The following is a 23,655-nucleotide window of genomic DNA, read 5'->3' as shown; positions in this document are numbered from 1 at the left end:
AAATCTCAATGAAAAGTCTTAGTAAAAAGTTCTAATTAATTCTTTTTAAATTACGCTGTTTTCAACAAGCTATTAATACGACAATTGAATCTATTCACGAAATCCTAACCTAAATTTTAAGGAAAATCTTACGATCATCAAACTAGTTTTTTACAATTTATTCCAGGCTAAATGTACTGTTAAAAAGATATATCGAAAACTATTAATATGTGACTACCTGGCAAATCCTATGGACAGGAAAGCTCGGGAGACCTTAATTATTCTAATATCCGTGTCGCTTCTCATTAACTACGTTGAGACCATGGTAGTCCCGGCCGTCCCCAAAATTCAACAGGACTTTGCGACCACAGAGACCCTGGTAGCCTGGGTAACCTCGGCATTTACCATCGTGGGGGCAGTGGTCTCGCCGGTTTTCGGTAAGCTCGGAGATCTTTACGGGAAGAGGAGAGTTTATCTCCTTTCCATGGTTTTCTATACCTTCGCGGTGGTAATGGCTGGTTTCTCCCCAAACATTTACTTTCTGATTGCGGCTAGGGCTATCCAGGGACTTGGTTTCGCCATGTTTCCGCTGAGCTTGGCAATAATCACGGACATTCTCCCGCCTGAGATGATAGCAACGGCACAGGGTATCATAAGTGGAACCATGGGGATAGGGACTGCGCTCGGACTAGTCGTGGGTGCCTTCATTGATCAGGATCTAGGCTGGCAGTACGCCTTTCACATCGCGTTCGTGATTTCCCTCATCCTCCTATTCGCTGCGGTGAAGTTAGTTCCAGAGACGGGGGTTAGAAAGAAGGCGATGATAGATTACGTGGGGTTTGGGACCCTCACTGCCGGTGTCACGCTGATCCTGATTTACCTAACCCAGGAGTCAAGTTGGGGATGGTTTTCCCCGCAGTCATTGTCGCTCTTGATCCCTGGTATGGTTTTCCTTGGCTTCTTTGGATGGTATGAGCAGAGAGTTAAGAATCCCGTAATAGAGCTTAGGCTCCTTAAGATCAGGAACGTTATGGTGGCCAACATCGCGGGCCTTATCTCCGGGATTATGATCCTGGCCCTGTTTTACGGGATAATATACTACACCCAACTGCCTCACCCCTTTGGCCTCGGCCTCGACATAATCTCAGCCGGGTTGACCCTGGCTCCCTCTACCCTTGTGATGTTCGTGGTGGGTCCAATTCTAGGAAGAATGATAAATAGGGTTGGGCCGAAACCCATCATTGCCGTGGGTTCCCTGGTCATGATGCTAGGTTTCTATCTCTTAATAGTAAATAGGGCAACTCCCCTAGACGTTACCATGGACACTGTGGTGGGCATGCTAGGCCTTCTCTGCCTCATGATTCCCATAGTGAACATGATATCCGTGTCTCTACCTCCCGAGGATAGGGGAGTGGGCATAGGGATGAACACGTTGATTAGGAACATAGGTAGCGCTGTTGGGCCAGTGATCACGACCTCCATAATGTCGAGCTATCAGGGGGCCTTTGTTCTTCCCTTCGACGGGACTTACATGGTTGAGATACTCCCAAGTTCAACGGCTTTCGACCTCATATTTACCGTGGGAATAGGGATGGCAATCCTGAACCTGTTAATATCTTTGACCGTTAAGAACTATAGGTTCCAGGCTAAGCCAACAAAGGAGGTGGTAGTTGAGGCCAAGTGAGATTAGAGTAGGTCATCTGAGCTGAGAACCTCTAGTCCGTATTTCTTCAACCTAGAAAAGTGGCGCGCGTTATTCGTGACCAGCGTGAGCCCATTTGCGATGCAGATGCTACCTATGATGAGGTCTGGGTCGCTTAAGGGTCTTCCCTCTCTCCTTAGCTCAGCGTAAATTTTGGAGGCCGTCATCACGGACCTGTTATCTAGACAGAGAACCGTAAAATTCTCCTCGAGATCTCGCTTGAAGTCTGCTACATCCTTTCCCAGGAACGCTATTCCCCTCAGAAATTCAAAGAGCGAGATACAAGTTGTATAGTATCCTGAAACCTTTCCCTTGAGATTCCTTGAGTATACGAGTATTAGGGCGTCAGTGTCTAGGCACTTCTCCTTCTCCACGATCTCCTTCCCTCTCTAGTTAGTCGGATCAGGGTTTCAGCCTCGTTCTCGCTCAGGGTAAGATTTGGCGACGCGATCATGTTCTTGAAAACTTCCCTGAAAAAGTCGTCCCAGCTAAGGGCCATACCCCTCTCTATTTCCATTCTCCTCCTTAGTTTTTCGAGTTGTGACTTCACGTCCTCGCTTACGGCAATTGTAGTGTAAGTCATTATGTAATTATATGATTAAGATAATTTAAGTCCACTTGATTTTGTGTGCCCCTAGAGGGCAAGCAATAGTTATAACCTAGTTATAAAGCAAGTTATATCATGTCCAGCTTTGATAAGTTCTCTGAAAAATACGACACGTGGTTCCTCAATAACAGGAATGTGTTAATGTCAGAGCTCTTGCTTGTCGAGAAAATGTTGAGAGGGGAAAGGAAAATACTCAGCGTTGGATGCGGTAGCGGGCTCTTTGAATCGCTTCTAAGAGAGAGGGGGATAATGATAGAGGACTGTGTGGAACCCTCAGAGATGGGTAAGATTGCCGAGGCTAGGGGCCTGAGGGTGAAGAGAGGTTACGCGGAGGAGCTTCCTGTCCATGAGAAATATGACGCGGTGTTAATGAACGGGGTTATTCACTACCTCAGGGATCCAGCGAAGGCCTTACTTGAGGCTAACAGGGTGCTCAGGGAAGGAGGACATCTAATCCTCTGCTGGGTTGCCGGAGAAGGATCATATGGACTCCTGTATAGGCTGGCGTCACTAGTGGGTTGGAAAGAGCTAGAGGGAGTTTCGCCAAAATCTCCTTATCCTCTCGAATTTGTGAGGGAAGCTAAATGGCAAACAGTGGGGGAAGTCAGGTCACTTCTCAGGAATGCAGGGTTTGAGGAGGTGTTGATAATGCAGACCTTAACGAGACATCCAAAGTACTCTAACGATGAGGCAGAGGATCCCTCGCAGGGTTATGATAGGGGAGACTATGTATGTATAAAGGCCAGGAAAACATAGTCTAGGATAAATTTTTGTATCATGAGAATCCCTTATGAAAACTATTTTAGAGCCTGATAGCGTACTATCCAGATTTGCTTTTGATAGATTATATATTTACTTCATTAAATTTTGCCTAGCCGATTGACTCACAAGATCACTTCATGTCACGCTAACTACATGGACCCCACAAGGAAGTCGGCTCTCCCATGTAGTTATAGAGCCAGAACTTCTGTAAGGACAGCAATGCCCTGGGGGACGTCCCTCGCCTTACCTTCTGAGCATTATCTTGGCTTATACGATCAGGATCCTAAGGAACTGGTGAAGGAGGCCATGCTATCGGGTTCATCCATTCTAGCTGAAGAGATCGCATTGAGAGTTGCAACAATATTCCAAGACTAATGGTATGTTCACAGTTTTTAATTAGTATAATTTTTATTTACTATGTTTCATAGAAGACCTACATACACCTTAGTACGCAGGCTCCTATTTAGGTAGAGCTTTAGGAATTTGAACCATGATGCGTGGGATAGAAAGTCGTGTCGATGTTCATAACTGAAATTATTTGAGTATCATGATCAAAACCCTCCCTTCTAAAGGCATAGGCAAGTTCTATGTTACTTAATCCTTATTGCTGTAACCTCGGAATTAACACTAATCATTCTTCTACCGTTTTCATCAATACGTATCAACGACTTGATGTAGACTGGAGGTGAGAATGTAACTATGTTGTCTGTGGAAACTATCTTGGTTCCCCAATACTCGTACTCCCCGTTTCCATACACTAACAGTCCATGATCTGACAGGGGAATTATGGCTCCCTCCCTAACGTAGATTGGCAACTCATCTTTGGATCTTACCCATCCCTGCATTACTTCCCCAGTCCAGAAGTCTGCCCACTTTTCAGGAAGGTACACGTCCCTGCTATCCTCTCTCCCCATGAGAGGGGCATACAATAGGAATTTCCCCACTAGATACTCGTCATCGATCCTGTAGGTGTCCTCGTCTTCCTGATACTCGTAAAAGAGAGGCCTGATTATGGGATGTCCAGTTCTATGCGCCTCCTCAGCCAGTGCGTAAAGGTAGGGCAGGAACATTTTTCTGGTCTCCATGACCCTCTTCACCTTCTCCTTGTACATGCTAGGTAGGAACACAGGTTCACTATCTACTCCATCCTTGCTCTTATGCGTCCTGAAGAAGGGAAAGAACATCGCCAACTGAAAGTGCCTAACGAGCATCTCAGGCGAGTTCTCGATCTCTGGAAATTCTCTACCCTGAAATCCTCCTATGTCCATTCCGACGTAAGGTACACCGGACATCGAAAGCCCTAAAACTAGCTGTAGCTGTAACTTCAGCTGATTCCAGGAGGCGGTATTATCCCCTGTCCAGATTCCCGCGTATCTTTGGATCCCTGCGTAGCCCGACCTACTTAAGATAAACATCTCCCTTCTCGCCCTCGACACCCCATCAAAGGTGGCCATGGCCTCATAATAGGGATACGCGTTCCTGACCTTCCCGTGTTTGACTTTCCTCCCTTTCAGGACGTGTACCACGTTCTCGGGAAAGACGTAGGAGAAAGGAGTCTCCCTAACCTGGAAGTCCCTACAGGCTTGCCTCAACCTGAAAAGCTCCGTGAAGTCCGTTGGCTCGTTCATGTCCAACCAGATTCCGTCTATCCCCTGCTCCACCCACTCCCTTACTAGTTCTGCCCACCACCCTCGGGCATCCTCTCGGAAGAAGTCAGGGTACACACAGTTACCTGGCCACAGTTTCCCCACGAACAGGTCTCCGTTCTCCGTCTCACAGTACTTACCGAGTCCCAACTTGAATACCTCGTAGTTCTGGTCTGCCCTCACGCTGTGGTCCACGATCGTGATTACCTTGACCCCTCTCGAGTGAACTTCCTCAAGGAATTTCTTCGGGTCAGGGAACCTCTTGGGGTGCCAGGTAAACAACTTGAATTGATCCATGAAATCGATGTCCAGGAAGATTGCCGACACGGGAAACCCATCCTTCCTGAGTAGGTCAAGAAGTTCTAGGATGTGGGTGTCAGGGTAATATGAGTACCTCGATATCATGTAACCAAGGGCCCACTCAGGGGGAAGGAAGGGTAACCCCGTGAGGGATACATATCTCTCGATCACCTGTTCTATTCTAGGTCCCTCAAAGACGTAGAGTTCCACGTAATCCTCGGGTATGGTTATCCTTATTTCGTCGTAGTGATCCCTTCCCACGTCAAAGACTAACCTGGAGGCCGAGTTGACGAAATAGCCTGTGGCAACTCCTCCTCTCACCACTATCATGAAGGGAATGTTCACGTACATGGGGTCGGAGTACTTGTGATATGCCCCAGCATCGACGTTATACATCACGTATTTACCTCGTTTTCTATCCAGTTCAAAGGCCTTCTCTCCGTGTCCTAAAACGTGATCCTTGATGCCTAGGGGTTTGATGAGGGTTAGCCCTTCCTCCTCCTCGAGCTCGAGATCGAAATCCTGCAGGGATTTGTAGCTAAGCTTTCCCTGAAATTGGAAATCAACTGGAGGGAAGGGATCGTTTATAAGGAACTGGTAAGTTCCTTCCTTCTCAAAAGCCTTTATCATGGGAGAAATGGGATGAGGGAGATCTTGAACTTTCTGGTTTACTCTTTAGACTAGATCGAGAGATGAAACTCGTATGGATCAATTTTCGAACTAGAACTTATCATTTATCCGTGATTCTATTCGTTGAATAGTTATGATCGTCAATGATATTGACTAGAACAGTGAATCAATAGTATAATATCGTGAGTTTGAATTTATGATCTCATTATAACATTCCTACGAATAATCTCTCTAATTGTATTACATTAAAGCGAAATTTTACTTATGAATTTCTCGAGTTAAGACATGTCTGCGTTACGAATTTCGTCTTTAGAAGGAATACGATCCACCTTAGAGTAGGCTCGCTTATGGATCCAGTAAGAGCTTGTGCGGAGTAAACCCGGGCCCCATCTAGGGCTTATAGGGGCCATGGACCCTGTATCCGTAAAGCTGACTAGACCTTATACCTAGGAACGTATGCCAAATATCCGCCGTCCTATTTCTTACCTCCATCACCTCCTTAGGGTATCTCTGATCTGAGAGGTAGAGGACTAGCTCTATCTTTTCTGCGTTCTCTGAGAGGATTGAGAAATTAACTCCGTCTTCGTCCTCGATCCAATTCGCTCCTAGCGGGAACGGTTCTCCAGGTCTTAATGGCCTATCCTTAGTTTTGAGCATGAAATGCATTTCAAGCTTCTAAATTTATGTTATTACCGTCAATGTAAGGGTAGGGTACGAGGTCTGAAGGGCGAAATTACTGTAAACGATCTAGAGCAAACTTCTCTACTTTTAGCTAAGATCTCGTTATGGACTCATCAATGATCCTTGTAAGGCAAAGGATTTCTATGTCTCTGATCTCTTTAACCAAGAGGAACCATAATTCTTTTTGGGCTCCCGATCATAACGCATTCCGACTTAGGTCGATCTCTCACTTCCAACGGTGGACATGAAATTAACGCAATTTTGGGAGTCACGGTTCCGGTATTTGGCTATGTTTCTATTTCAGCCTTCAATGTAGAATTTTCTAAGTTTCTATGGGTATGCGTCTCCATAGCTTCGGCATTGTGATATATTTTCAATACAATCAGATTGCATCCCTTTCTTGGTGAGCATTTATCCATAACAATGTGACACCATGAGCGTTATGATGCTACGAACGCACTCTAAGGACATTAGAGAAAACATTATTACTTAAAGGCCACCTTTGTAGAACTTGACATGCATGAGTGGTCCATAGCTGATGCTATCTTGCGTACGGTAGAGGATATGATAGAGGGAAAGGAGGGAAAAGTCTCCAAAATAGTACTGGGTATTCCTAGCATATCTTTTCTGGACGTGGAGATATTAACTGAAGCATTTGATGAACTTAAGAAAAACACAAGTTTAAGCAACTCTCGGCTGGAGGTTAAGATAAGGGCGCCAGTTTTTACATGTCACAGGTGTGGATCTACCTTCTCCTTAGACGAGATAAAATCTCAAGTAGACGGCTTGAGGTCTGAATTTGGCGAGGAGTATCCGCTTCATCTCATTCCCATGTTAGGCCCTTCGTTCTTAAGATGCCCCCACTGTGGTTCCCACGACATTTCGGGGAACGATGACATAGTTGTGGAGAGGGTTGAATTTGAACCCACTGTTGAACCTAGCTAGGAAAAAACTTCAGGGAAGGAAGACCATCGCAGTCATGAGTGCTAAGGGAGGAGTTGGAAAGAGTGTAGTCTCCTCTTTACTTGCCATCGCGCTTTCGAGGGAGTATAACACCTTACTTATTGATCTTGACATACACACTATGGCACTCCCAAAGCTGTTCGGATATGAGGGATCGCTTCATGAAGTTAGAAAAGAGGGTATAGTACCTTTCACGATAAATGAGAAATTGAAATTACTAACGTTGGGTGGAGTGGTCAGGAATAAGACGGTGATATTACCGGGGAGGAACCAGGAAAAGGTTATGGAATCTCTATTGGGAACAGGGGCCATTAATGAGGAGCTAGTAATCTTTGATTTACCACCTGGTCTAGGGGACGAAATCTTAGTACTGGAGAAGGTTACGGATTTCCTTCCAGTGGTTGTTACCAATCCGTCAGAGCTCTCAGTTAAAGTAGTGAAGTATCTTCTGGATTACCTAGCCGAACTGGGAAAAGATCCATTACTAGTTGCGAATATGTCATATATTAAATGCGGGTCACAGATAATTAGGCCTTTTGGAAATTTGAGTCTACATGGAATGGGGAGAAAGCAACCTCAAATAATTGAGCTACCAATGGATGAAACTCTAAATGAATTTATAGGTAAGATCCATGAGTACAAAGGGGAACTATTGGATGGAATAAATAAGCTGAGTATAATGATAAACGAGAGAATGCACCAAACCTAGATATGCCCTGGACAGAATTCGTAGCTTCTCAAACGAAGGACTCGCGTTGGGCGCTATTTGAAAGGGGCTTAATCTCGCCTCCTAAGATATACTGACACAACGTTCCTTACTGAGTGTTGATTATATTATCTACCACAAATATACAATCTTAATGTGAAATCGTTTAGAATAACAGCATCGGGGATAGTCCAAGGAGTGGGATTTAGGCCATTTGTATTTAGGACTGCATTAAAAAGCGGTGTAAGTGGATTTGTAAGAAATCTGAGCGGAAGTGAAGTGGAAATTGTAATCCAGGGAAGTCAGGATAGTATTTCAAAGTTCTTCTCGCTGTTCTTCCTAAATCTCCCTCCCCAGTCCAGATTAGAGCAAATCACAATAACGCCACTTGAGGGAGATATTCTTCAAGGTTTTAAGATACTAAAGAGCGAGAAAATGAGATACGAGGCAAGTCAAATCCCCCCAGATTTTTCAGTGTGCTCGGAATGCATCAGGGAGGTTTTAGACCCTGGGAACAGACGTTATAGATATCCTTTTAACAGTTGCGTAAATTGTGGCCCTAGATTTTCCATGATGAGGAAGGTTCCATATGATAGGGAAAACACAGCTATGGTGGAGTTCCCCCTATGCGACGAGTGTGCCCAGGAATACAATGATCCAGATAATGAAAGGAGATTTGACGCCCAAGGTATAAGTTGTCCAAAATGTGGACCTAGGCTTTATATAGAGGATATGCGCGGTAATCGTTTAGAAGGCGACCCCATAAAACTTGCTGGAAAGCTATTGACAGAGGGTAAAATCATCGCCATTAAGGGAATAGGAGGATTTCATATAGCATGCGATCCATTTGATGACGATGTTGTTCTTACATTGAGAGCCAGGAAGGGAAGGCCCTCTAAGCCCTTTGCAGTTATGTCGATTTCCAGTGATATTATATCAAATTTCGCTGAAATAAATCCGCTTGAAAAGGATATCCTAGAATCCCCTGAAAGGCCAATAGTCCTCCTCAAGAAGAGGGAGGATTCGCCGATCTCCAAGCACGTATCTCCTGGACTCGATAGGGAAGGCTTTTTCCTATATTACACGCCACTACACTACATGTTACTTAGCGAAGTTAAGGGTAACACGCTGGTAATGACTAGTGCCAACAGACATGGGTATCCCATGTGTACTACCGAGTCTTGCGTTAAGGAAAAACTCAGTGGTATAGTAGACTACATGCTCTATCATGATAGAGAGATAGTGAACAGGGTGGACGATAGCGTCATTAAATTCGCAGGAAATCGTCTCCATATTCTGAGGAGAGGAAGGGGTTACGCACCTCTCTGGATAAGAATGAAAAGTAAGTTTAAAACCCCCGCAATAGCCCTAGGTGCTGAACTCCAAAATGCTGGCGCACTCATGTTTGACGACAAGGTTATATTAACTCAATATGTGGGCGACACTGATAAACTGGAAAATCTTCAAGAAATGGAGAAAATGCTCAACTTCCTAATGAGCACGTATGATGTAAGGCCTAGGGTAATCCTTGTGGACAAGAACCCTGGATATCAGACTAGATACGTTGCCAATAGGTTATCGGAGAAGTTCTCGGCTGAAATAGTCGAGGTACAACATCATTTTGCCCACGCACTAAGCGTGGCTGCAGATCATGGCTCAGACGAAGGTGTGGCTATCGCCATTGACGGTGTCGGATACGGAGACGATGGTAACGCTTGGGGAGGGGAGATTTTGCTATTTACAGGCAGCGAATACGAAAGGTCCTATCATTTGAAATACGTTCCATATCCTGGGGGTGACGTTAATGCGCTGAGACCTAGGAGAATGTTGGCCATATTCCTTTCTCAGGTAATGACATTAGAGGAGGCCGGGAAAATTGCAGGCCTCAATGAGAATGAGGTAATAATGCTGAGAAGCTCTCTGAGAGGAAATAGAATATACACCTCAAGTACCGGTAGATTCCTGGATGCTGTTTCGGCCTTCCTTGGCGTATGTGATAGGAGGACATACGAGGGAGAGCCTGCGATAAGGTTAGAGGCCTCAGCTAGCAATGGAAAGTTGCTGGACTTGGATATACCTGTAGTAGGTAACGAGATAGACACTCTCAAGGCGTTCGAGTGGCTTATCTCTGAAGAGGGTAAAGTAAACGACATTGCGTTAACAGTTCAGTATAGGCTAGGTGAAGCCTTAGCGAAGGCTGCATTGAAGCTAAATCCTCAAGTTATCCTGGTCTCAGGAGGCGCAGCTGTAAATGAGTATATTTTAAGGGGCTTAAGAGAAAATTCGGAAGGCATAGAGGTGATAACGCCAAGGAGAGTTCCATCTAATGATGGGGGGATTGCATTGGGGCAAGCCCATTATCTACTGCAGCGGGATAGAGCTAATTAATCTTAAAACACCATCATAATTCATGAGAGTGCTCATAGCTGGGGTTGGAAATATTTTCATGGGAGATGATGGATGTGGAAGTATCGTGGCTGAGGCCCTTAAGGGTTGCGTTAGTGGGGCTGAGGTAATTGATATTGGAACGGGTGGACTTCCGCTCACGGATTACTTGGAGAACTTTGACGTTGTTATACTAGTAGACGCTGCCGTAATTGATGAGGATGTTAAAGTTATAGAAGTTACCGATGAGATGAACCCAGATAGTGTAGGGGAAGGAGTTCTGTCCCTTTTATTCGGGGGATCGCATGGTCTGGGGGTAATGGATTTACTTAATTTCTTAAAGATAAGGGAGAGAAAACCCAAGGTCCTAATAGTGGGGTGTAGGCCCATAAGCGTGGAGGTTAGAATGGGTCTTTCGGAGGGTATGACAGCGAACTGTCTTAAGGCGTTGGATGAGATCGCAAGGTTAGGCTCAAAATTTAATGTGGAAATAGACCTGGAAAAAGCTAGGACAAAACTGTTGGGTTTGAAGGGTTAATCTAGATCTCTCTTCAGTTGATTTAGTAGAGATAGAAGGCTTTCTTCTATCTTATCTGGGCTTATCTTTTTAATGGCGTAACCGCCGTGAACTAGTACGAGATCACCTTTCTTAGCATCCACAAGCCCCAACTCTATTTCCCTTCTAATTCCACCGAAGTCAACCACTGCAGTCTCGCCGTTCGCTTCCACTATTAAGCCCACAATAGCCATGTCGTAGGGGTCGTACTCAGACATCTTGAACCACTCTCGCCAATTCTTCCTCATATTTGAGCATCTCTCTAAACTCTTCCTCGCTTATTTTCTCCATTATCATTCCATAACTAACCACGACATAATCTCCCTCTTTAATGTCTTCAAAACCGTTAAGTAAGACAGGTTCAATGACATTGTTTCCATAATCGACGAAAGCTATAGGATCCTCTACCTGTACCACTCTTGCTGGGAAACTTAGACACATTACTTTTTACTTCTAGTTTAAGGATAAAAGCTTTCTTTGAGGTTGTATCATCTGACATTGTTTTCAAATTTTATCTAGAGTCTAAAGTCGATTAACTACCTTTAGCCTGTCATTATGTATGAGACATAACTACGCTTATGACGGTGTTAAGGCCAGGAATATAATATAAATTTGCTGCACTATGAGAAGAATAGGTGTACAATTTTAGTCTCGTCGAATCTCATATAGAAAACGTTAATTTACCTTTTCGCCTAATGTTAATTCATGTCTATTTTTAGACCAATGATTCTAGGTAATTTGAAGAGGGGTCTTTTGGGCCTTGGAATAAGGAAATTACCCCTCATAGGCGGGCATAAGCTGTTGTACACTTGTAACCTTAGATGTGAGATGTGTCCCTTCTGGAGAAGAAAGGATGAGAAACTGCTCTCTCTAGAGGAGGAAATTTTAATGTTGAAATCGCTGGAGAGAGCCGGCGTCTTATTCATGGGGTTTGAGGGAGGGGAACCGTTATTGAGAAAAGACCTGGAGCAAATTCTGGAGGAGTCGTACATAAGGTTTCATACTTCTCTTGTGACCAATGGATGGTTACTAAAGGAAAGGGTTAGAAGCTTGAGTGAATATCTGGATCATTTATTCGTATCCATTGACGGAATAGGTGAAGTACATGATAAGATGAGAGGCATTCCAGGATCCTTTGAGAGAGCTGTAGAGGGTATAAGGGAGGCCAAAAGATATTTGCCCGTGTCAATTAGCTTCACAATAACCAAAAAGAACATAGATCAAGTCAGGGATGTCGTGGAACTCTCGAGAAAGCTCGGTGTGGGAATAAGCGTCCAGGTGGAGTATGACTATTCCACTGCTGAGAAGTTGAGCCCGGATAAGAGCCAACTTTACGACGCACTGAAGATGCTCATCGAGCTGAAAAGAAGAGGTTATCCAATAGTTGAGTCGCTAGACTACTTTGAAGCTATACTTAACTCTTGGTACAATCGAATACCGTGGAAATGTAAGCCTTGGCTGACCGTGAACGTGGATCCTCAAGGAAGAATAGTTCAACCATGTTACGTGCTAAACGAGTATAGTGGAAAATATAAGGTCTGGGAGATAGACATAGTTAAGCTGTGGAATACGTACCCCTGGAGTGAATATGAAAACTGTAACAAATGCGCTCTGGCCTGCTATCTTGAACCATCTCTGTTCAGTTGGTCTAACAGAGAAATGGTAAAGGAGAAAATAGTAAATAACATGGTAAGCTATGTTCGCGATCTTATACATATTTAGTTTTGTCACGAAGGCCACGCCTTACACTTATCTTTTTTAGCGTAAATATCGTAGTTAACGTTGAACATCTTTCTTCAGTACCTTTAAAACCAACTGTATAGTTTAGGAGATACTGGCGCCATTCCCAACATTTATAAAATAGTTCCCAAATAATACTTTAATGTTAAATCCATTAGCATTAGATACTATCGATCTAAAGGTGAAAATTAGCGATGGTAAGGTAGTATATGCCAAGTCATCTGGAAATAAACTGAGGGGATACGAAAGGATGTTTATCGGTAAGGATCCGAGGGAACTCCCAGATATTATCCCTAGGGTACTCTCTACATGCGCGCAGTCCCATACCTTTGCCTACATCAAGGCTGTGGGAAACAATAACTTGGATCTTATAGGAAATCTAATGGTGAGTCTAGAGATAATCGAAAGTAACATAAAACATCCCTACGCGTATTGGCTGCCGTATTTGGGTGGGGTAGAGTATGAGTTTCCAGGGGGGAAGAAATTCAGGAAGGTATCCCACGCAAGCAGAAAAATAAGGGCTATAATGGAGAAAATAGGCGGAAAATGGCCCTCAGTGGACTACGTCAAAAAGGGCACTAAGCTATCCTTTACCAGGGAGGAACTGAAGGATGTAATAAGTTTCCTCGAAAGCGACATGCTGGGCATGAGTCTCCAGGACTTCTTGGGTATTAAAGAGCTAGAGGAGCTTAGAGGGGATATTAGATATCTTAATGCGGAGTACTGGAGAGCCGGTTTAGGAAGATACGCGTCAGCGTGGGCCCAACTGGATGTCTCCAAGATAGATGACCAGGGTGATAGGGTATTGTATGACGGGACATTGGTTGAAGTTGGACCGCTGGCACAAGCTCTCACATTTGACGACATGATAGTTAAACTACATAGGGATATGGGACCATCGCCTCTATTGAGGGAATTGGCTAGAGTTAGGGTAGCAGCTAAATTGATACTTGGTTTACAGGATCTAGAAATTGAGTCCGAAGGATTGCATATACGCGGAGATGGAATTGGATATCTAGAGTCCATAAGGGGAGTTCTAGTTCATCAGGTGAAGGTAAAGGACAAGGTGGTTGAGTACAGAGTGATTCAACCCACAACATTTAATGCCTCTCCTGGAGGAGCGTTGGAAAATGCCGTTTTGGGAATTCCGGTTCGTAACTATAGAAATCCGTGGGAGATTTCCCTAGCCGTGAGCTCCTTGGATTCCTGTTTCATTACTAATGTTGAGGTTTATCTGGATGACAAATACCTATTTACCAAGAGAGTAGGAGGGTTTTGCTGACTTGTTGGATTACTCAGTTTAACTCTAGAATTTTACCTGAAATACAGGGTATGGGTCCTTGTTGCCTTTTTTTGGGGTGAAAATCTAGTGAGCCCTAGACATTTTCTCCACAATTCTCTGAGCAACCAGTTTAATACCCTCAAAGGTAAGCGTAATAGTGTTTTCATTTACCTCAATTAGTCCTGCCGAGAGTAAGTCCTTGAGGGTATTCTCTCCTATCTCTTCCTTTCTAGTCTCCTTATTAAATGCCATGTTCATATAGATGGTCTGTAACGCGTCAAGGAGACCATAGAGTTTTGAGAGTTCCCTAAGTCCCTTTTCGGTTAGGTATAAAAATTGGCCCTCTTGTTTTATTAATCCATCTTCTATCAACTTTTCCACATCTACCTTTTCCATGACTAGCTCCTCCCTCCTTCTAGGAGCCACATTTATTTCTTCGAGAGCAAGCAGCTCAGAAAGCATCTTGCCACCTCCCTGTACTCAGGGGAGAACGCTACTATTGTTATCGCTCCCTTCCTTCCCCTTAACCTTGCTCTAATTAAGTAGTCTTCCAACTCGGAGTAGGAAAGTATTCCAGGATAAAGGTCCTTGAGTCCCACAACTAAGAACTTAACTGACTTTGAGGAATCTACTATAATTACTTCATCGTCCATAAAACCTTCAAGGGCTTCCAAGTTAGATCCAACAAATGTACCTCCGAACTCTTCCACAATCTTCCCCGCATCGTCACCGAAGATCTCGTTTCCTATACCTACGAGCTTCATAGTCTCATCGAGAGTATCTCTTTTCCGCCGTCTAAGACATGAACGTTGCATACCATACATGCATCATGTGACCTGACAATATGAGCTACCTCTATGGGATTGTTGGGATTCTCCACCTCTGTTCCCTGAAGTGCTATGGATAAATGGCTTGGGTTACCGAAGGGATCTTCTGGCCCCATGTTAATCTGAGTTGGTGTAACGACCTGGTAGTTCTTAATTTTTCCCTCTTCTATCACGAGCCAGTGACCTAGGGAACCTCTGGACGCCTCAACCAGACCATAACCTCTTCCAGATAGTTTTTCCTCAGGTTTTATGTACGTAATTTCATCGTACTCGTAGCTTTCCAACTCCTCTCTCATGATCTCATGGATTCGGGCGAGTCTAACAATTCTAGCTATTTCCCTAGCGAGAACGCTGGTTCCAATCCTATAAACTAGATCTGTCATTAATGGGTCTCCTGCTACTACCATCATTGCTAAGGCTCCAACTTCCGGAGCCACGTACTTCCCACCTAGTTTATATCTAAAAGCCTTGGTAAAAGTGTATTTTCCCTTGGATTCCGGTGGTAGGGGCGTTGTTTCGCCATTATAAGGATGAAGCCCAACCTTATCTCCCTGTTCATAGGAGTAAAAAGAGTGGGAAACAAACTCCACTATGTTCTCCTCTTTAATTTGATGAATCTCGCGAGTCCTAAGATCCAGTAAACCCTCCCTAAACCTCTTTTTTTCTACGTGTGATGCGGGGTCATAATGTTCTGGAAGCGTCACATGTCCGTAACTCATGAGGTACTGTGAGCCACTACCTATCTTATCCCATTTCATTTCTAGCCCGTAGTTCCAGATCTTGGAAATATCTCCATTGGGATAGTCCTTGGCCCACTGGTCCAGATCCCTTTTGCTCTTCACTTGGAGAAACTGGTCTAGGGGACCTCCCAGAATCACTTTTTCCAGGAACTCTGCAGTAATAGATGCGAGAATAGATTTGGCCTTTATTATGTCATTGCTGAGCGGATCAGTGGTAACGCCTCCTGGAACCATAGCTGAACCATGTGGCCACTGTCCACCAAATATTGCATAGATCTCGGTGTATCTTTTAGACCAGGCTACTGCCTGTTTGTATGACTGACCTAGATATGGAGCCCATCTAAGCACTATGTCCCTGTAAAACCCCATCTTTTCATATTTCAGATTGACCGTATCTATAAGGAACATGAGGTAGGTATGTCTGACGTCATTTTGTCCCATTTCGGCTAACGTCATCACATTTCTCAACCTCACAGCGTTGGGCGGAACACTCGCCCCATAGGCCATCTCTAGGGCCTTCGCCGCAGAAAGCAGATGTGAACCCCCGCATATACCACATATTCTCGGGGTTATAACCAAGGAATCCATGGGGAATTTTCCCTTAAGGATTATCTCTATTCCCCTGAACAGCCTAGACATGGGAAAGGCCTTTACAACTTTCTTTCCCTCAAAAACTACCTTAAGGTCCAAGTCCCCTTCTACCCTATTGAGTGGACTTATTACTTTCTCATTCAATCCAATCTCCCTTCTTTCTTATCAGTGGTCTCTCCAAGAACTGTGGAGCAGCTCCCCGAGCTATCGCTGCAAAGGTTACATATGCCCCCTTGGAAACACCCAAGGGTAATCTCCTTGGAATTCCTGATCTGTTCTTCTCTGTTTTGAAAAAGTTAAAGGTTGGAAAATCAAATTCTGTACATCCCATACACGGTGTGCCAACCCTGGTCTTACTGCTCTGATTATTCCAGAGAATGTTATTGCACGAGCTTCTAGTGTATGATCCCCTACATCCTAGATCGAAGAACAGACATCCTTCTTTATGTCCAAATTCCTTAGTTGATATTTTATAAGTGAAATATGGTTGTCTGGGACAACCGAATTGAGTAGTTGTGGCGTAAAATATTCTAGGTCTATTAAATTCATCTAACATTTCTTGATTCATCTCTCCCCTTAGGATGAGTGTCAAGGTAGTGATAAGCCACTCAGGATGAACTGGACAACCTGAGAGATTTATAACTGGAAGCCCCGACTTACACCTGAAATCCTTTCCTAAGAAACCGCTCATCTCCTTTCTGTGAAATTGCAGCCCGGTTGATTCGGTTGGATTCGGATCTGCTGCAGGTATTCCACCAAAGCTGGCGCAGTCACCCACAGCCACAATGTAGTTTGCTTGGGGTGCAATTTCCCTGACCCACCACATCATTGGCTTTCCAGCAAACATATTAAATGTGCCCTTTCCTGCAGGTCCCCTCACAATAGAACCCTCAAAAAGGAGAATATCTAGATTTATTTTCCCCTCGATTATCGATTCTAATATTTTCTTTAAATCCCTGCCACATTCCTGTGAGAGCGACGGATGCCAGAGAAGTTTCACATTGTTCTGATAGAGGAAGGATAGTATATCGGGATCAGATGCGTTTAGGACAGAGAGAGTATTCCCTCCACACGCTCCCCCTTGTAGCCACAAGAGGTTCTTCATTATTATCTACTAACTCCTCAAAATAATAAGGTTTAGTTTAATGGGATGTTACCAGAATTTGGAGTGCATAAACTCAAGTGATTTTATGCGAATTAGTTTTTATCTAGATGTGAACTGCCTCATATCGTCTTTCTAATATTTTATGTATGTATAACGACAGGTGTGTTGGTAATTCACGCAATGATTTAAAAAGTGAAAATTGGCTGGGTGCGGTGAATAAACTATATCATTATTGAATACATTATCGCATCCCCATTAAATGTTTCAACTTTTATTCTTTTGACGAAAATTTTTAAATACTAGGGTTCGAATATATTTATATGTCAAATAGAGACGATGACTACAGGGAAGGAGTAGAAAAATTAAAGGAGATAGTTGCATACTTAAATTCGACAGGAATTCTAGATAGTGTATTGGATTTTGTTAGCGACGAGGAGAAAGTTAGATCTTTTCTGCGATCAAGTACATATAGGGCCATCGTCGAAATGCTCGGCACCCTTAAGGACATGATAGATAGGGGTGAGGTAGACTCTGAGGACTTTACCAACGGGTTAATCGCCATCGCTAAGCACTTAGACAAGATAGGAAAGGTAATAACAATTCTCGACAAGAATGGCGTACTAGATGTAATAACTTCAGGTCTCTCAAAGGCTGCCGAAGCTATGGTTAGGAGTAATAGACAATCTAACATTGTGGAATTCCTAGCGTCCCTTGATGATCCAGATGTTAAGAAGACCTTAGCCTATTTGAGGTACATGTTAAAGGAACTTGGTAGTTCGGCGGAACCAGTGCTTAATAACGGTCAACAGAAATAGTCCTTCGGGGAATTAGGGCTAATCAAGTTCGAGAGTTCCAAGAGAATTAACATCGCATTCTTAATTGCCCTTCCTTGGACAGTGAGAGAATAGATAGTGGCAACAGGCCTACTATTGACAACCTCTCTCTGCACAATACCGTTATGTTCTAGCTCCTTGAGTCTTATGGATAGAGCCCTTTGTGTCAATCCATCTACCTTTCTTAGTATTTCGCTAAATCTCATTTTTCCATATTTGTCTAGAAGTACTAAGATACTTAACGTATATTTCTTGGTTATCAAATCGTATACTGCGGGTGTATATGTGGTGCAAAGATCTCCGTCATCTTTGAGGCAACAATCCATAGGTTACAACTGGTTAACAGCTTAAAAATTATAGCTGAGAATGCTGGATATTGTTTGCATCAAGATCGGAGTATTTTGCAAAGATATTGTCTAACCTGTTTACTATTTCAGCGATTCTTTCCGTTTTCCCATTGGAAACTAATGAGAACATTTCGTCTAAGATATCAGAGAAAATTGTGTAAAGACCAGACTCTTCTATCAGTTTAACTACATCCTCCCTTAACTCGATTTCCGGATCTAGGATATCCATTATGGCCAAGGCTAATCTTATGACGCTACTTAGCAAGAATGATAAGGCGATAACTTCGTCATCGCTTTCCTTGGCAAATTGAAGAATGAATTTAGACAGTAAATAATTATATTGATCCATTGTTGCCTAGCCTCTTAATTCTTTCATTTATCTCCTTCCCCAAGAAATATCTCTCTACAATTACTTCAGCTCCCTGTATCCTCCTGGCTATATCCATTGCCACCTTTATTACAAGTATAGGTGGAACAAACGGAGACGGAGGAGTGTAAATAATCCTCAGCTTTTCAGATCTTTCTATCCTCAACAGTCCCAGTTTAACGGCAGAAACCCCGCTCTCAGGCTCTATTACATGACTCAAAGCTTCAATGAGATCCAGGTCTTCCCCCAAACTTCACCGCCCTTATATACCTAGCTCCAGGTTTTCTTAAATCTGTTTGCGAAAGCTTGTACTTAATTCCACCCAAGGCCAAAGACGCTACGTTAAATCGTGACCATTCTTCCATTATCTCTGCGAAGGCCCGCGCCTCATGAACACAAGCGCCCACTGAAATGATACCGTGATTCATCAGGATCACGATTCTAGGTACTTTGGCCCCCTCTCCTCTTACTGCCTCTCCCACATTTCTAGCCAACTCCACTGTCCCTGGATGGGAATACGGTATTATCTTTATATCTCCCAGTATAGCCGCAGCCTCGCCATGTGTAATTTCAAGATATCCGGAAAGGGCAGCTCCCATGGTATAGGGAGGATGGGCATGAATAACCGCATTGACGTCTGGTCTATTCTTGTAAACCTGGAGGTGCATATTTACTTCAATGGACGGCCTCAAGTCTCCCTTTATAACATTCCCATCCAAATCAATCTGTACTAGATCCTCAGGTTCAAGTTCAGATCTGGGATAACCCGAGGGGGTTATCCATATTTTATCCGAACCTGGTAGTCTGGCGCTTTGATTACCCCCCGCATTACTCACCATCCCCCTCCAATACATTGTCCTCACGCTGAGAACTAGGGCTCGTTTAAGCTGTTCATCATTAGTTTGGCAAAGTCTACAATACGTGTTACCTAACATGTATACCATTTTTTTACCTCCTACATCTAGGGCTAACATTAACAATTCTATGCGTTGCCCAGATCCAACAGGTTCCTTCCTGTGATACCATTGGAGCTCCCTTCGGATCCTCAGGCTTACATGTTTTCCCATACAATGGACACTCTGGAGGATCTATAAGTCCCATAACGACCTCTCCACATCTCGCGCCAGCTACATATTCGTCCTTAGATTTCGTCCTGTCCTTTAAGCCGTATTGAACTCTGGCATCCTTTTTACTGAACTCCTCCTTTAATCTGAATCCCGCCTTAGGGAAAACCGCAACTCCTCTAACATATCCGTCCTCTAGATCGAAAACTCTTTCCATAACCTGTTGTGCCTTCACATTACCTTCCCAAGTTACTGATCTGGTGTATTCATTCTCTATCTTTGGTTTACCCTCATCAATTTGCTTTAGAATCATGTAAATGGACATAAGTACATCTATGGGTTCAAACCCAGTAGCTACCATGGGTTTTTTAGATCTCAGGAAATACTCGTAATAAGGTCTAAGTCCAGTCACAGTTACCGAATGACCCGCAGATATGAAGGCATCTATCCCTAAGACATTCGAATCCATTACTGAGCCCTGAATAGCCGGGGTATATCTATAGGAAACAAGGAAGCTCAGGTTGTCCGGAACACCCTTCATCATTTCAAAGGCAGTGGCCGGGGCCGTAGTGTCCATTCCCACTGCGAAGAAAAGGAAATCCTTGTTTGGTTCCCTTCTAGCCATCTTCACCGCATCTTGCACCCCATATATCACTCTCACATCTCCTCCCATAGCTCTAGCCTCCTCTAGAGACATTTTTGTACCCCTGGCTCTGCTCATGTCACCATAGGTCGTTACCACTACGCCATCCATGGCGAGCTTGACAGCGTCATCTATGTCAGTAGCAGGCGTTATGCAGACAGGACAACCAGGGCCTGCCCTAACCTCCACGTTTTCAGGTAGGAGAGATCTTATACCATAGTGGGTTATTGTCCACTCATGGCTTCCACACACGTGCATTATCATTATGTTTTCCTGGATTTTCTTCGCCAATTCCTCTATTCTCAATCTTAGGGCTTTAGCTAGTGTCGGATCCCTGTAATACTTTAGCAATGACAAGTACTCGCTCATTCGCTACCACCTATAATTTCGTAAAAATCTTGTTTCTTCTTCTCGTGTGACAGATCCTTGGTCATTTCGTTCCATATCTCTATCGTCCTTCTGGCCTCGTCCTCGTCTATTACTTGTATGGCATAACCTGCATGAACCAGCACGTAGTCCCCTATCTGAGCATTAACCAGTGACAGGAGAATATTGTCCCTTATTGTTCCGTTTCCGAAGTCTATCTTCCCAAAATCACCTGATATTTCGATAACTTTTCCAGGAAAGGCAACACACATTTCACTCACCATAGACCGATTTAAGTTCCTCTTTCTCAGCTTCGCTAAGCTCGTAGAGGGGGAAGTAGTCCTCGTCAAAATATATCATCGGAGCGTGGCAATGTTTAGGCATCTCAATTTCCTTACCGCATACTTCACATCTCAATATTTCCTTCTTTCTGAAGTTACCCCTTTGAAGGTATTTCATGTTCATTCCACAATGCGTAGGGATCGGAAGTTCGGACTTGCATATAATGCATATCAACTTCTCCATTTCACTCACCTAGCATATTCTAGGAACTGGATCCCCTAAGGGTCTTCCAACATACCTGTTTCCCCCGACCACAGTCTCCATTATTACCCCCTCTAAATCCTTTCTGACCTCTCCTATTATTGTTGCGTCCTTCCCAAGCGGATCTGAATGTAACGCGTCCATAACGTCCTTAACATATTCAGGCGAAACTGCTAAGACGGCCTTTCCCTCATTACCCAACTCTAGAACGTCCATTCCTAGAAACTCGACGGCAGCTCTGACCTCATCCTTCACTGGGATGTCACTCTCCCTTATGAAGATTCCAAGTCCAGACTTTTCCGACCAGTCCTGAAGCAGATCTGCCAGTCCTCCTCTCGTTGGATCCTTGGCATCAGCTATTCCTCCTACTTCCAGTAGGTTCATGATCATCTTATTGAGAGGGGCAACATCGGACATGACATTTGACTCAAATCCCACTCCTTCCCTTGAAGATAGGACCGCTATGGCATGATCCCCAAGGGTACCGGTGACCACAATTTTATCTCCATCCCTAAGGTTAGTGGGAACTAACCAGCGGGAAGGTTGCCTACTTTTCCTCAAGGTCTCAATGTTGTGATCCAATTGCCTAGGTCTTGTACCTATTCCGGCGGTGTTAATGACAATTTTATCTAAGTTTCCCCTCTCCATGACCTTCGTGTCTCCAGTAACTACGTGGACGTTCGCTTCCTCAGCAGTTTTCTTAATGCTTTCAACTAACTTCTCCAACATATCCTTGGCAAATCCTTCCTCCAATACTACTCCAAGACTCAGGGCCTGAGGATCTCCCCCCATCATCGCTATATCATTTACTGTGCCACTCACGCTTAATCTTCCTATATCTCCACCTCTGAAGAAAATGGGCCTAATGACGAACGAATCCGTAGTGAACACTATTCCATTAACCACGGCTGCATCGTCCATCATTTCTAGTCCCACCTCGCCAAATCCGTCATTTAGTCTCAAAAAGACGTCCCTTATCAGGGAATGCATGTACGTCCCTCCAGCCCCGTGGAGTAGGGTAATTACGTTCTTTCTATCGGGCAGTTCCATCAATAGATAGTTAATTTTGAGGATAATAAATGTATATAACCAATGACATACATCTCTTTTTTTAAAAAATATTTAATAAAGAAATGTAACTCTTTGTGAAGGTCATATCCACACCACGGGCAATAATGAATAGCTATACTCAAATATACCGTAGATGCCATCTTTAACTTCCATCAACGTATAAATAATGGGTAAGTCGATATTTGTTGAGCCTTAATGGTTTCACCTGTGGTGGGAGCGTATATTTTTTATGTTGTGGGAATGACAGTGATCCTAAGCATATCCTTTGAGAGAGCATATCATAGTGGGGGGTTGTATTTCTGGATATTAGTTCTTTCATCCATTTCCACAGCCACTTTTCTCGTAATCTTTTCCCTTAGCCTAGTCTCGGTAGCTATTTCCATCATTTTGGTCGTGATTCCTGTCAGTCTATATAACGTCGGCATGAGGTCCCAGGTAACCAGCGTTGTAGCACTTCTTACCAGTGAACTTTTAATGAGTCTCCTTTACTACGTCCTTCTTAGGGGTCTCGGAAACGCGATAGTTACCCTAAAGGTTTACGGGACAGACATTCCCTCCATCTCCTTTACTCCCGTGGATGTTATCTATGCAGTTATTGAACTTGCTAATTCGTTCATGTTTTTCCTTATGATCTTCCCAGAGATAATATATTTCTCTATAAAGAACAAAGATTATTTCCCATTAATTGTATCATCGTTGGCCCTTGGAGGGCCCAACATAGCCTCGGAAATGACTCACTCAATTCTCCCTCTTCCATATGATCCAATTAGGGAGGCCAGCGTATTCATTGCCTTACTTTCCCTATCCCTTTCTATCTATATTTCCCGCGGGTTTATTATTGGCAAAGTGACCGAATCCAGATACATGATATTCTTGGCTTCCAATTTTATCCTAAGTTTAGCCGAAATATTTTATTCAACTGCCTTGAATGAGATTCCCTACGGGATGGCCACGTTAGTGACTCTCTTTATGTCGTTTCAGAATCCAAGGATAAATATCTCGAATAGAAAGCTGGTGGTATTGTCATGTGTTCCACAATATCTGTGGGGAATGGCAATAGCCTATTGGTTCAACTTGACCAACTTGGCGTACCTGATGGGAACGGCCATGTTCTTGATTTACACTGGGGTAGTGTTTGCGGATATGTCATGGAAAAAGATGAGACGTCCGGGTAATTAGACGCGAATTTTCATGACAACTCATTCATTGCTACATCACG

The 23,655-nt window shown here is 43.8% G+C and carries 28 protein-coding genes and 1 pseudogene; 11 read left to right on the top strand and 18 right to left on the bottom strand.

Features of this window, described 5'->3' with window-relative positions:
* Positions 1 to 229 precede the first annotated feature (229 nt).
* The gene (locus ACI49J_RS07020; RefSeq protein ID WP_012020866.1) at positions 230 to 1,663 is read left to right on the top strand and encodes an MFS transporter; all 1,434 of its coding nucleotides are present in this window, start codon (positions 230 to 232) and stop codon (positions 1,661 to 1,663) included.
* A 2-nt stretch (positions 1,664 to 1,665) separates the two neighbouring features.
* On the opposite strand, the gene ACI49J_RS07015 is transcribed toward ACI49J_RS07020, so the two are convergent.
* Positions 1,666 to 2,055 carry a type II toxin-antitoxin system VapC family toxin gene (locus ACI49J_RS07015; RefSeq protein WP_012020867.1) on the bottom strand — a complete coding sequence of 130 codons (390 nt, stop codon included), beginning with the start codon at positions 2,053 to 2,055 and terminating at the stop codon, positions 1,666 to 1,668.
* A complete protein-coding gene (locus ACI49J_RS07010; protein WP_012020868.1) occupies positions 2,034 to 2,264 on the bottom strand; it encodes a hypothetical protein in 231 nt (76 codons plus the stop codon). The genes ACI49J_RS07015 and ACI49J_RS07010 overlap by 22 nt, the downstream gene beginning before the upstream one ends.
* Before the next feature lie 99 nt (positions 2,265 to 2,363).
* Here ACI49J_RS07010 and ACI49J_RS07005 point away from each other — a divergent pair, with 99 nt between their 5' ends.
* Both ACI49J_RS07005 and ACI49J_RS07000 read left to right on the top strand, forming a co-directional pair.
* Positions 2,364 to 3,044 (top strand): class I SAM-dependent methyltransferase, encoded by a 681-nt coding sequence (locus ACI49J_RS07005; RefSeq protein WP_012020869.1) that lies wholly within the window; start codon positions 2,364 to 2,366, stop codon positions 3,042 to 3,044.
* A gap of 123 nt (positions 3,045 to 3,167) precedes the next feature.
* The gene (locus tag ACI49J_RS07000) at positions 3,168 to 3,425 is read left to right on the top strand and encodes a hypothetical protein (RefSeq protein WP_144418745.1); all 258 of its coding nucleotides are present in this window, start codon (positions 3,168 to 3,170) and stop codon (positions 3,423 to 3,425) included.
* Between the two features lie 215 nt (positions 3,426 to 3,640).
* Here ACI49J_RS07000 and malA read toward each other — a convergent pair whose 3' ends face one another.
* Both malA and ACI49J_RS06990 read right to left on the bottom strand, forming a co-directional pair.
* Positions 3,641 to 5,626 carry an alpha-glucosidase MalA gene (malA, locus tag ACI49J_RS06995; protein WP_012020870.1) on the bottom strand — a complete coding sequence of 662 codons (1,986 nt, stop codon included), beginning with the start codon at positions 5,624 to 5,626 and terminating at the stop codon, positions 3,641 to 3,643.
* 393 nt (positions 5,627 to 6,019) lie between these two features.
* A pseudogene (locus ACI49J_RS06990) lies at positions 6,020 to 6,292 on the bottom strand (glycogen debranching enzyme GlgX); the annotation flags it as partial.
* Between the two features lie 531 nt (positions 6,293 to 6,823).
* On the opposite strand from ACI49J_RS06990, the gene ACI49J_RS06985 reads away from it, so the two are divergent.
* The 4 genes from ACI49J_RS06985 to ACI49J_RS06970 all read left to right on the top strand — a co-directional run bounded on the left by ACI49J_RS06985 (position 6,824) and on the right by ACI49J_RS06970 (position 10,899).
* Positions 6,824 to 7,252, top strand: coding sequence for a hydrogenase maturation nickel metallochaperone HypA (locus ACI49J_RS06985; RefSeq protein WP_012020872.1), 429 nt, complete (start codon positions 6,824 to 6,826; stop codon positions 7,250 to 7,252).
* Positions 7,227 to 7,979, top strand: a complete 753-nt coding sequence (locus tag ACI49J_RS06980; protein ID WP_144418746.1) for a P-loop NTPase — start codon at positions 7,227 to 7,229, stop codon at positions 7,977 to 7,979. Before ACI49J_RS06985 ends, ACI49J_RS06980 begins: the two co-directional genes overlap by 26 nt.
* 153 nt (positions 7,980 to 8,132) lie before the next feature.
* Complete coding sequence (gene hypF, locus ACI49J_RS06975) at positions 8,133 to 10,364, top strand: carbamoyltransferase HypF (RefSeq protein WP_012020874.1); 2,232 nt, start codon at positions 8,133 to 8,135, stop codon at positions 10,362 to 10,364.
* Between the two features lie 22 nt (positions 10,365 to 10,386).
* The gene (locus ACI49J_RS06970; protein ID WP_012020875.1) at positions 10,387 to 10,899 is read left to right on the top strand and encodes a hydrogenase maturation protease; all 513 of its coding nucleotides are present in this window, start codon (positions 10,387 to 10,389) and stop codon (positions 10,897 to 10,899) included.
* Here the strand turns inward: ACI49J_RS06970 and ACI49J_RS06965 are convergent.
* Complete coding sequence (locus tag ACI49J_RS06965; protein WP_012020876.1) at positions 10,896 to 11,135, bottom strand: HypC/HybG/HupF family hydrogenase formation chaperone; 240 nt, start codon at positions 11,133 to 11,135, stop codon at positions 10,896 to 10,898. The two genes, ACI49J_RS06970 and ACI49J_RS06965, sit on opposite strands and share 4 nt — an antisense overlap.
* Positions 11,128 to 11,358, bottom strand: coding sequence for a HypC/HybG/HupF family hydrogenase formation chaperone (locus ACI49J_RS06960; protein ID WP_012020877.1), 231 nt, complete (start codon positions 11,356 to 11,358; stop codon positions 11,128 to 11,130). Before ACI49J_RS06960 ends, ACI49J_RS06965 begins: the two co-directional genes overlap by 8 nt.
* 264 nt (positions 11,359 to 11,622) lie before the next feature.
* On the opposite strand from ACI49J_RS06960, the gene ACI49J_RS06955 reads away from it, so the two are divergent.
* Together ACI49J_RS06955 and ACI49J_RS06950 are read left to right on the top strand one after the other, a co-directional pair.
* A complete protein-coding gene (locus ACI49J_RS06955) occupies positions 11,623 to 12,639 on the top strand; it encodes a PTO1314 family radical SAM protein (RefSeq protein ID WP_012020878.1) in 1,017 nt (338 codons plus the stop codon).
* 160 nt (positions 12,640 to 12,799) lie between these two features.
* A complete protein-coding gene (locus ACI49J_RS06950) occupies positions 12,800 to 13,939 on the top strand; it encodes a nickel-dependent hydrogenase large subunit (protein ID WP_012020879.1) in 1,140 nt (379 codons plus the stop codon).
* A gap of 84 nt (positions 13,940 to 14,023) precedes the next feature.
* Here the strand turns inward: ACI49J_RS06950 and ACI49J_RS06945 are convergent, their stop codons facing one another.
* The 4 genes from ACI49J_RS06945 to ACI49J_RS06930 are packed head-to-tail and all read right to left on the bottom strand — an operon-like array spanning position 14,024 to position 17,202.
* On the bottom strand, positions 14,024 to 14,401 hold the full coding sequence (locus tag ACI49J_RS06945; protein ID WP_048060028.1) for a hypothetical protein: 378 nt from the start codon (positions 14,399 to 14,401) through the stop codon (positions 14,024 to 14,026).
* Positions 14,368 to 14,703: a hypothetical protein gene (locus ACI49J_RS06940; RefSeq protein WP_012020881.1), complete on the bottom strand. Its 336-nt coding sequence runs from the start codon at positions 14,701 to 14,703 to the stop codon at positions 14,368 to 14,370. The genes ACI49J_RS06945 and ACI49J_RS06940 overlap by 34 nt, the downstream gene beginning before the upstream one ends.
* Entirely contained in the window at positions 14,700 to 16,241 is a 1,542-nt protein-coding gene (locus ACI49J_RS06935; protein WP_012020882.1) for a nickel-dependent hydrogenase large subunit, read from the bottom strand. Before ACI49J_RS06935 ends, ACI49J_RS06940 begins: the two co-directional genes overlap by 4 nt.
* A complete protein-coding gene (locus ACI49J_RS06930) occupies positions 16,234 to 17,202 on the bottom strand; it encodes a hydrogenase (RefSeq protein ID WP_012020883.1) in 969 nt (322 codons plus the stop codon). The genes ACI49J_RS06935 and ACI49J_RS06930 overlap by 8 nt, the downstream gene beginning before the upstream one ends.
* A gap of 320 nt (positions 17,203 to 17,522) precedes the next feature.
* On the opposite strand from ACI49J_RS06930, the gene ACI49J_RS06925 reads away from it, so the two are divergent.
* Positions 17,523 to 18,017 carry a hypothetical protein gene (locus tag ACI49J_RS06925; protein WP_012020884.1) on the top strand — a complete coding sequence of 165 codons (495 nt, stop codon included), beginning with the start codon at positions 17,523 to 17,525 and terminating at the stop codon, positions 18,015 to 18,017.
* Here ACI49J_RS06925 and ACI49J_RS06920 read toward each other — a convergent pair.
* From ACI49J_RS06920 to hypE, 8 genes are read right to left on the bottom strand one after another with little or no spacing between them, the layout of a single operon-like run.
* The gene (locus tag ACI49J_RS06920; protein ID WP_012020885.1) at positions 18,005 to 18,361 is read right to left on the bottom strand and encodes a helix-turn-helix domain-containing protein; all 357 of its coding nucleotides are present in this window, start codon (positions 18,359 to 18,361) and stop codon (positions 18,005 to 18,007) included. The genes ACI49J_RS06925 and ACI49J_RS06920 overlap by 13 nt on opposite strands.
* A 28-nt stretch (positions 18,362 to 18,389) precedes the next feature.
* On the bottom strand, positions 18,390 to 18,731 hold the full coding sequence (locus ACI49J_RS06915) for a hypothetical protein (RefSeq protein WP_012020886.1): 342 nt from the start codon (positions 18,729 to 18,731) through the stop codon (positions 18,390 to 18,392).
* Complete coding sequence (locus ACI49J_RS06910; protein WP_240255291.1) at positions 18,718 to 18,999, bottom strand: hypothetical protein; 282 nt, start codon at positions 18,997 to 18,999, stop codon at positions 18,718 to 18,720. Before ACI49J_RS06910 ends, ACI49J_RS06915 begins: the two co-directional genes overlap by 14 nt.
* Entirely contained in the window at positions 18,974 to 19,693 is a 720-nt protein-coding gene (locus ACI49J_RS06905; RefSeq protein ID WP_012020888.1) for a class II aldolase/adducin family protein, read from the bottom strand. The genes ACI49J_RS06910 and ACI49J_RS06905 overlap by 26 nt, the downstream gene beginning before the upstream one ends.
* Before the next feature lie 4 nt (positions 19,694 to 19,697).
* On the bottom strand, positions 19,698 to 20,825 hold the full coding sequence (gene hypD, locus ACI49J_RS06900) for a hydrogenase formation protein HypD (RefSeq protein WP_012020889.1): 1,128 nt from the start codon (positions 20,823 to 20,825) through the stop codon (positions 19,698 to 19,700).
* Positions 20,822 to 21,094 (bottom strand): HypC/HybG/HupF family hydrogenase formation chaperone, encoded by a 273-nt coding sequence (locus ACI49J_RS06895; protein ID WP_012020890.1) that lies wholly within the window; start codon positions 21,092 to 21,094, stop codon positions 20,822 to 20,824. Before ACI49J_RS06895 ends, hypD begins: the two co-directional genes overlap by 4 nt.
* A gap of 1 nt (position 21,095) precedes the next feature.
* Positions 21,096 to 21,347, bottom strand: coding sequence for a hypothetical protein (locus ACI49J_RS06890; RefSeq protein WP_048806915.1), 252 nt, complete (start codon positions 21,345 to 21,347; stop codon positions 21,096 to 21,098).
* Between the two features lie 9 nt (positions 21,348 to 21,356).
* On the bottom strand, positions 21,357 to 22,415 hold the full coding sequence (gene hypE, locus ACI49J_RS06885) for a hydrogenase expression/formation protein HypE (RefSeq protein ID WP_240255289.1): 1,059 nt from the start codon (positions 22,413 to 22,415) through the stop codon (positions 21,357 to 21,359).
* Between the two features lie 216 nt (positions 22,416 to 22,631).
* Between hypE and ACI49J_RS06880 the strand changes: the two genes are divergently transcribed.
* Complete coding sequence (locus ACI49J_RS06880) at positions 22,632 to 23,615, top strand: hypothetical protein (RefSeq protein WP_240255287.1); 984 nt, start codon at positions 22,632 to 22,634, stop codon at positions 23,613 to 23,615.
* The last annotated feature ends 40 nt before the right edge of the window (positions 23,616 to 23,655 follow it).

The sequence above is a fragment of the Metallosphaera sp. D4-4 genome, from assembly GCF_046245145.1.
Lineage (GTDB): Archaea > Thermoproteota > Thermoprotei_A > Sulfolobales > Sulfolobaceae > Metallosphaera > Metallosphaera sedula.
Note: the sequence above shows the minus strand (reverse complement) of the source record. Positions and strands in the feature narration are given on the sequence as shown.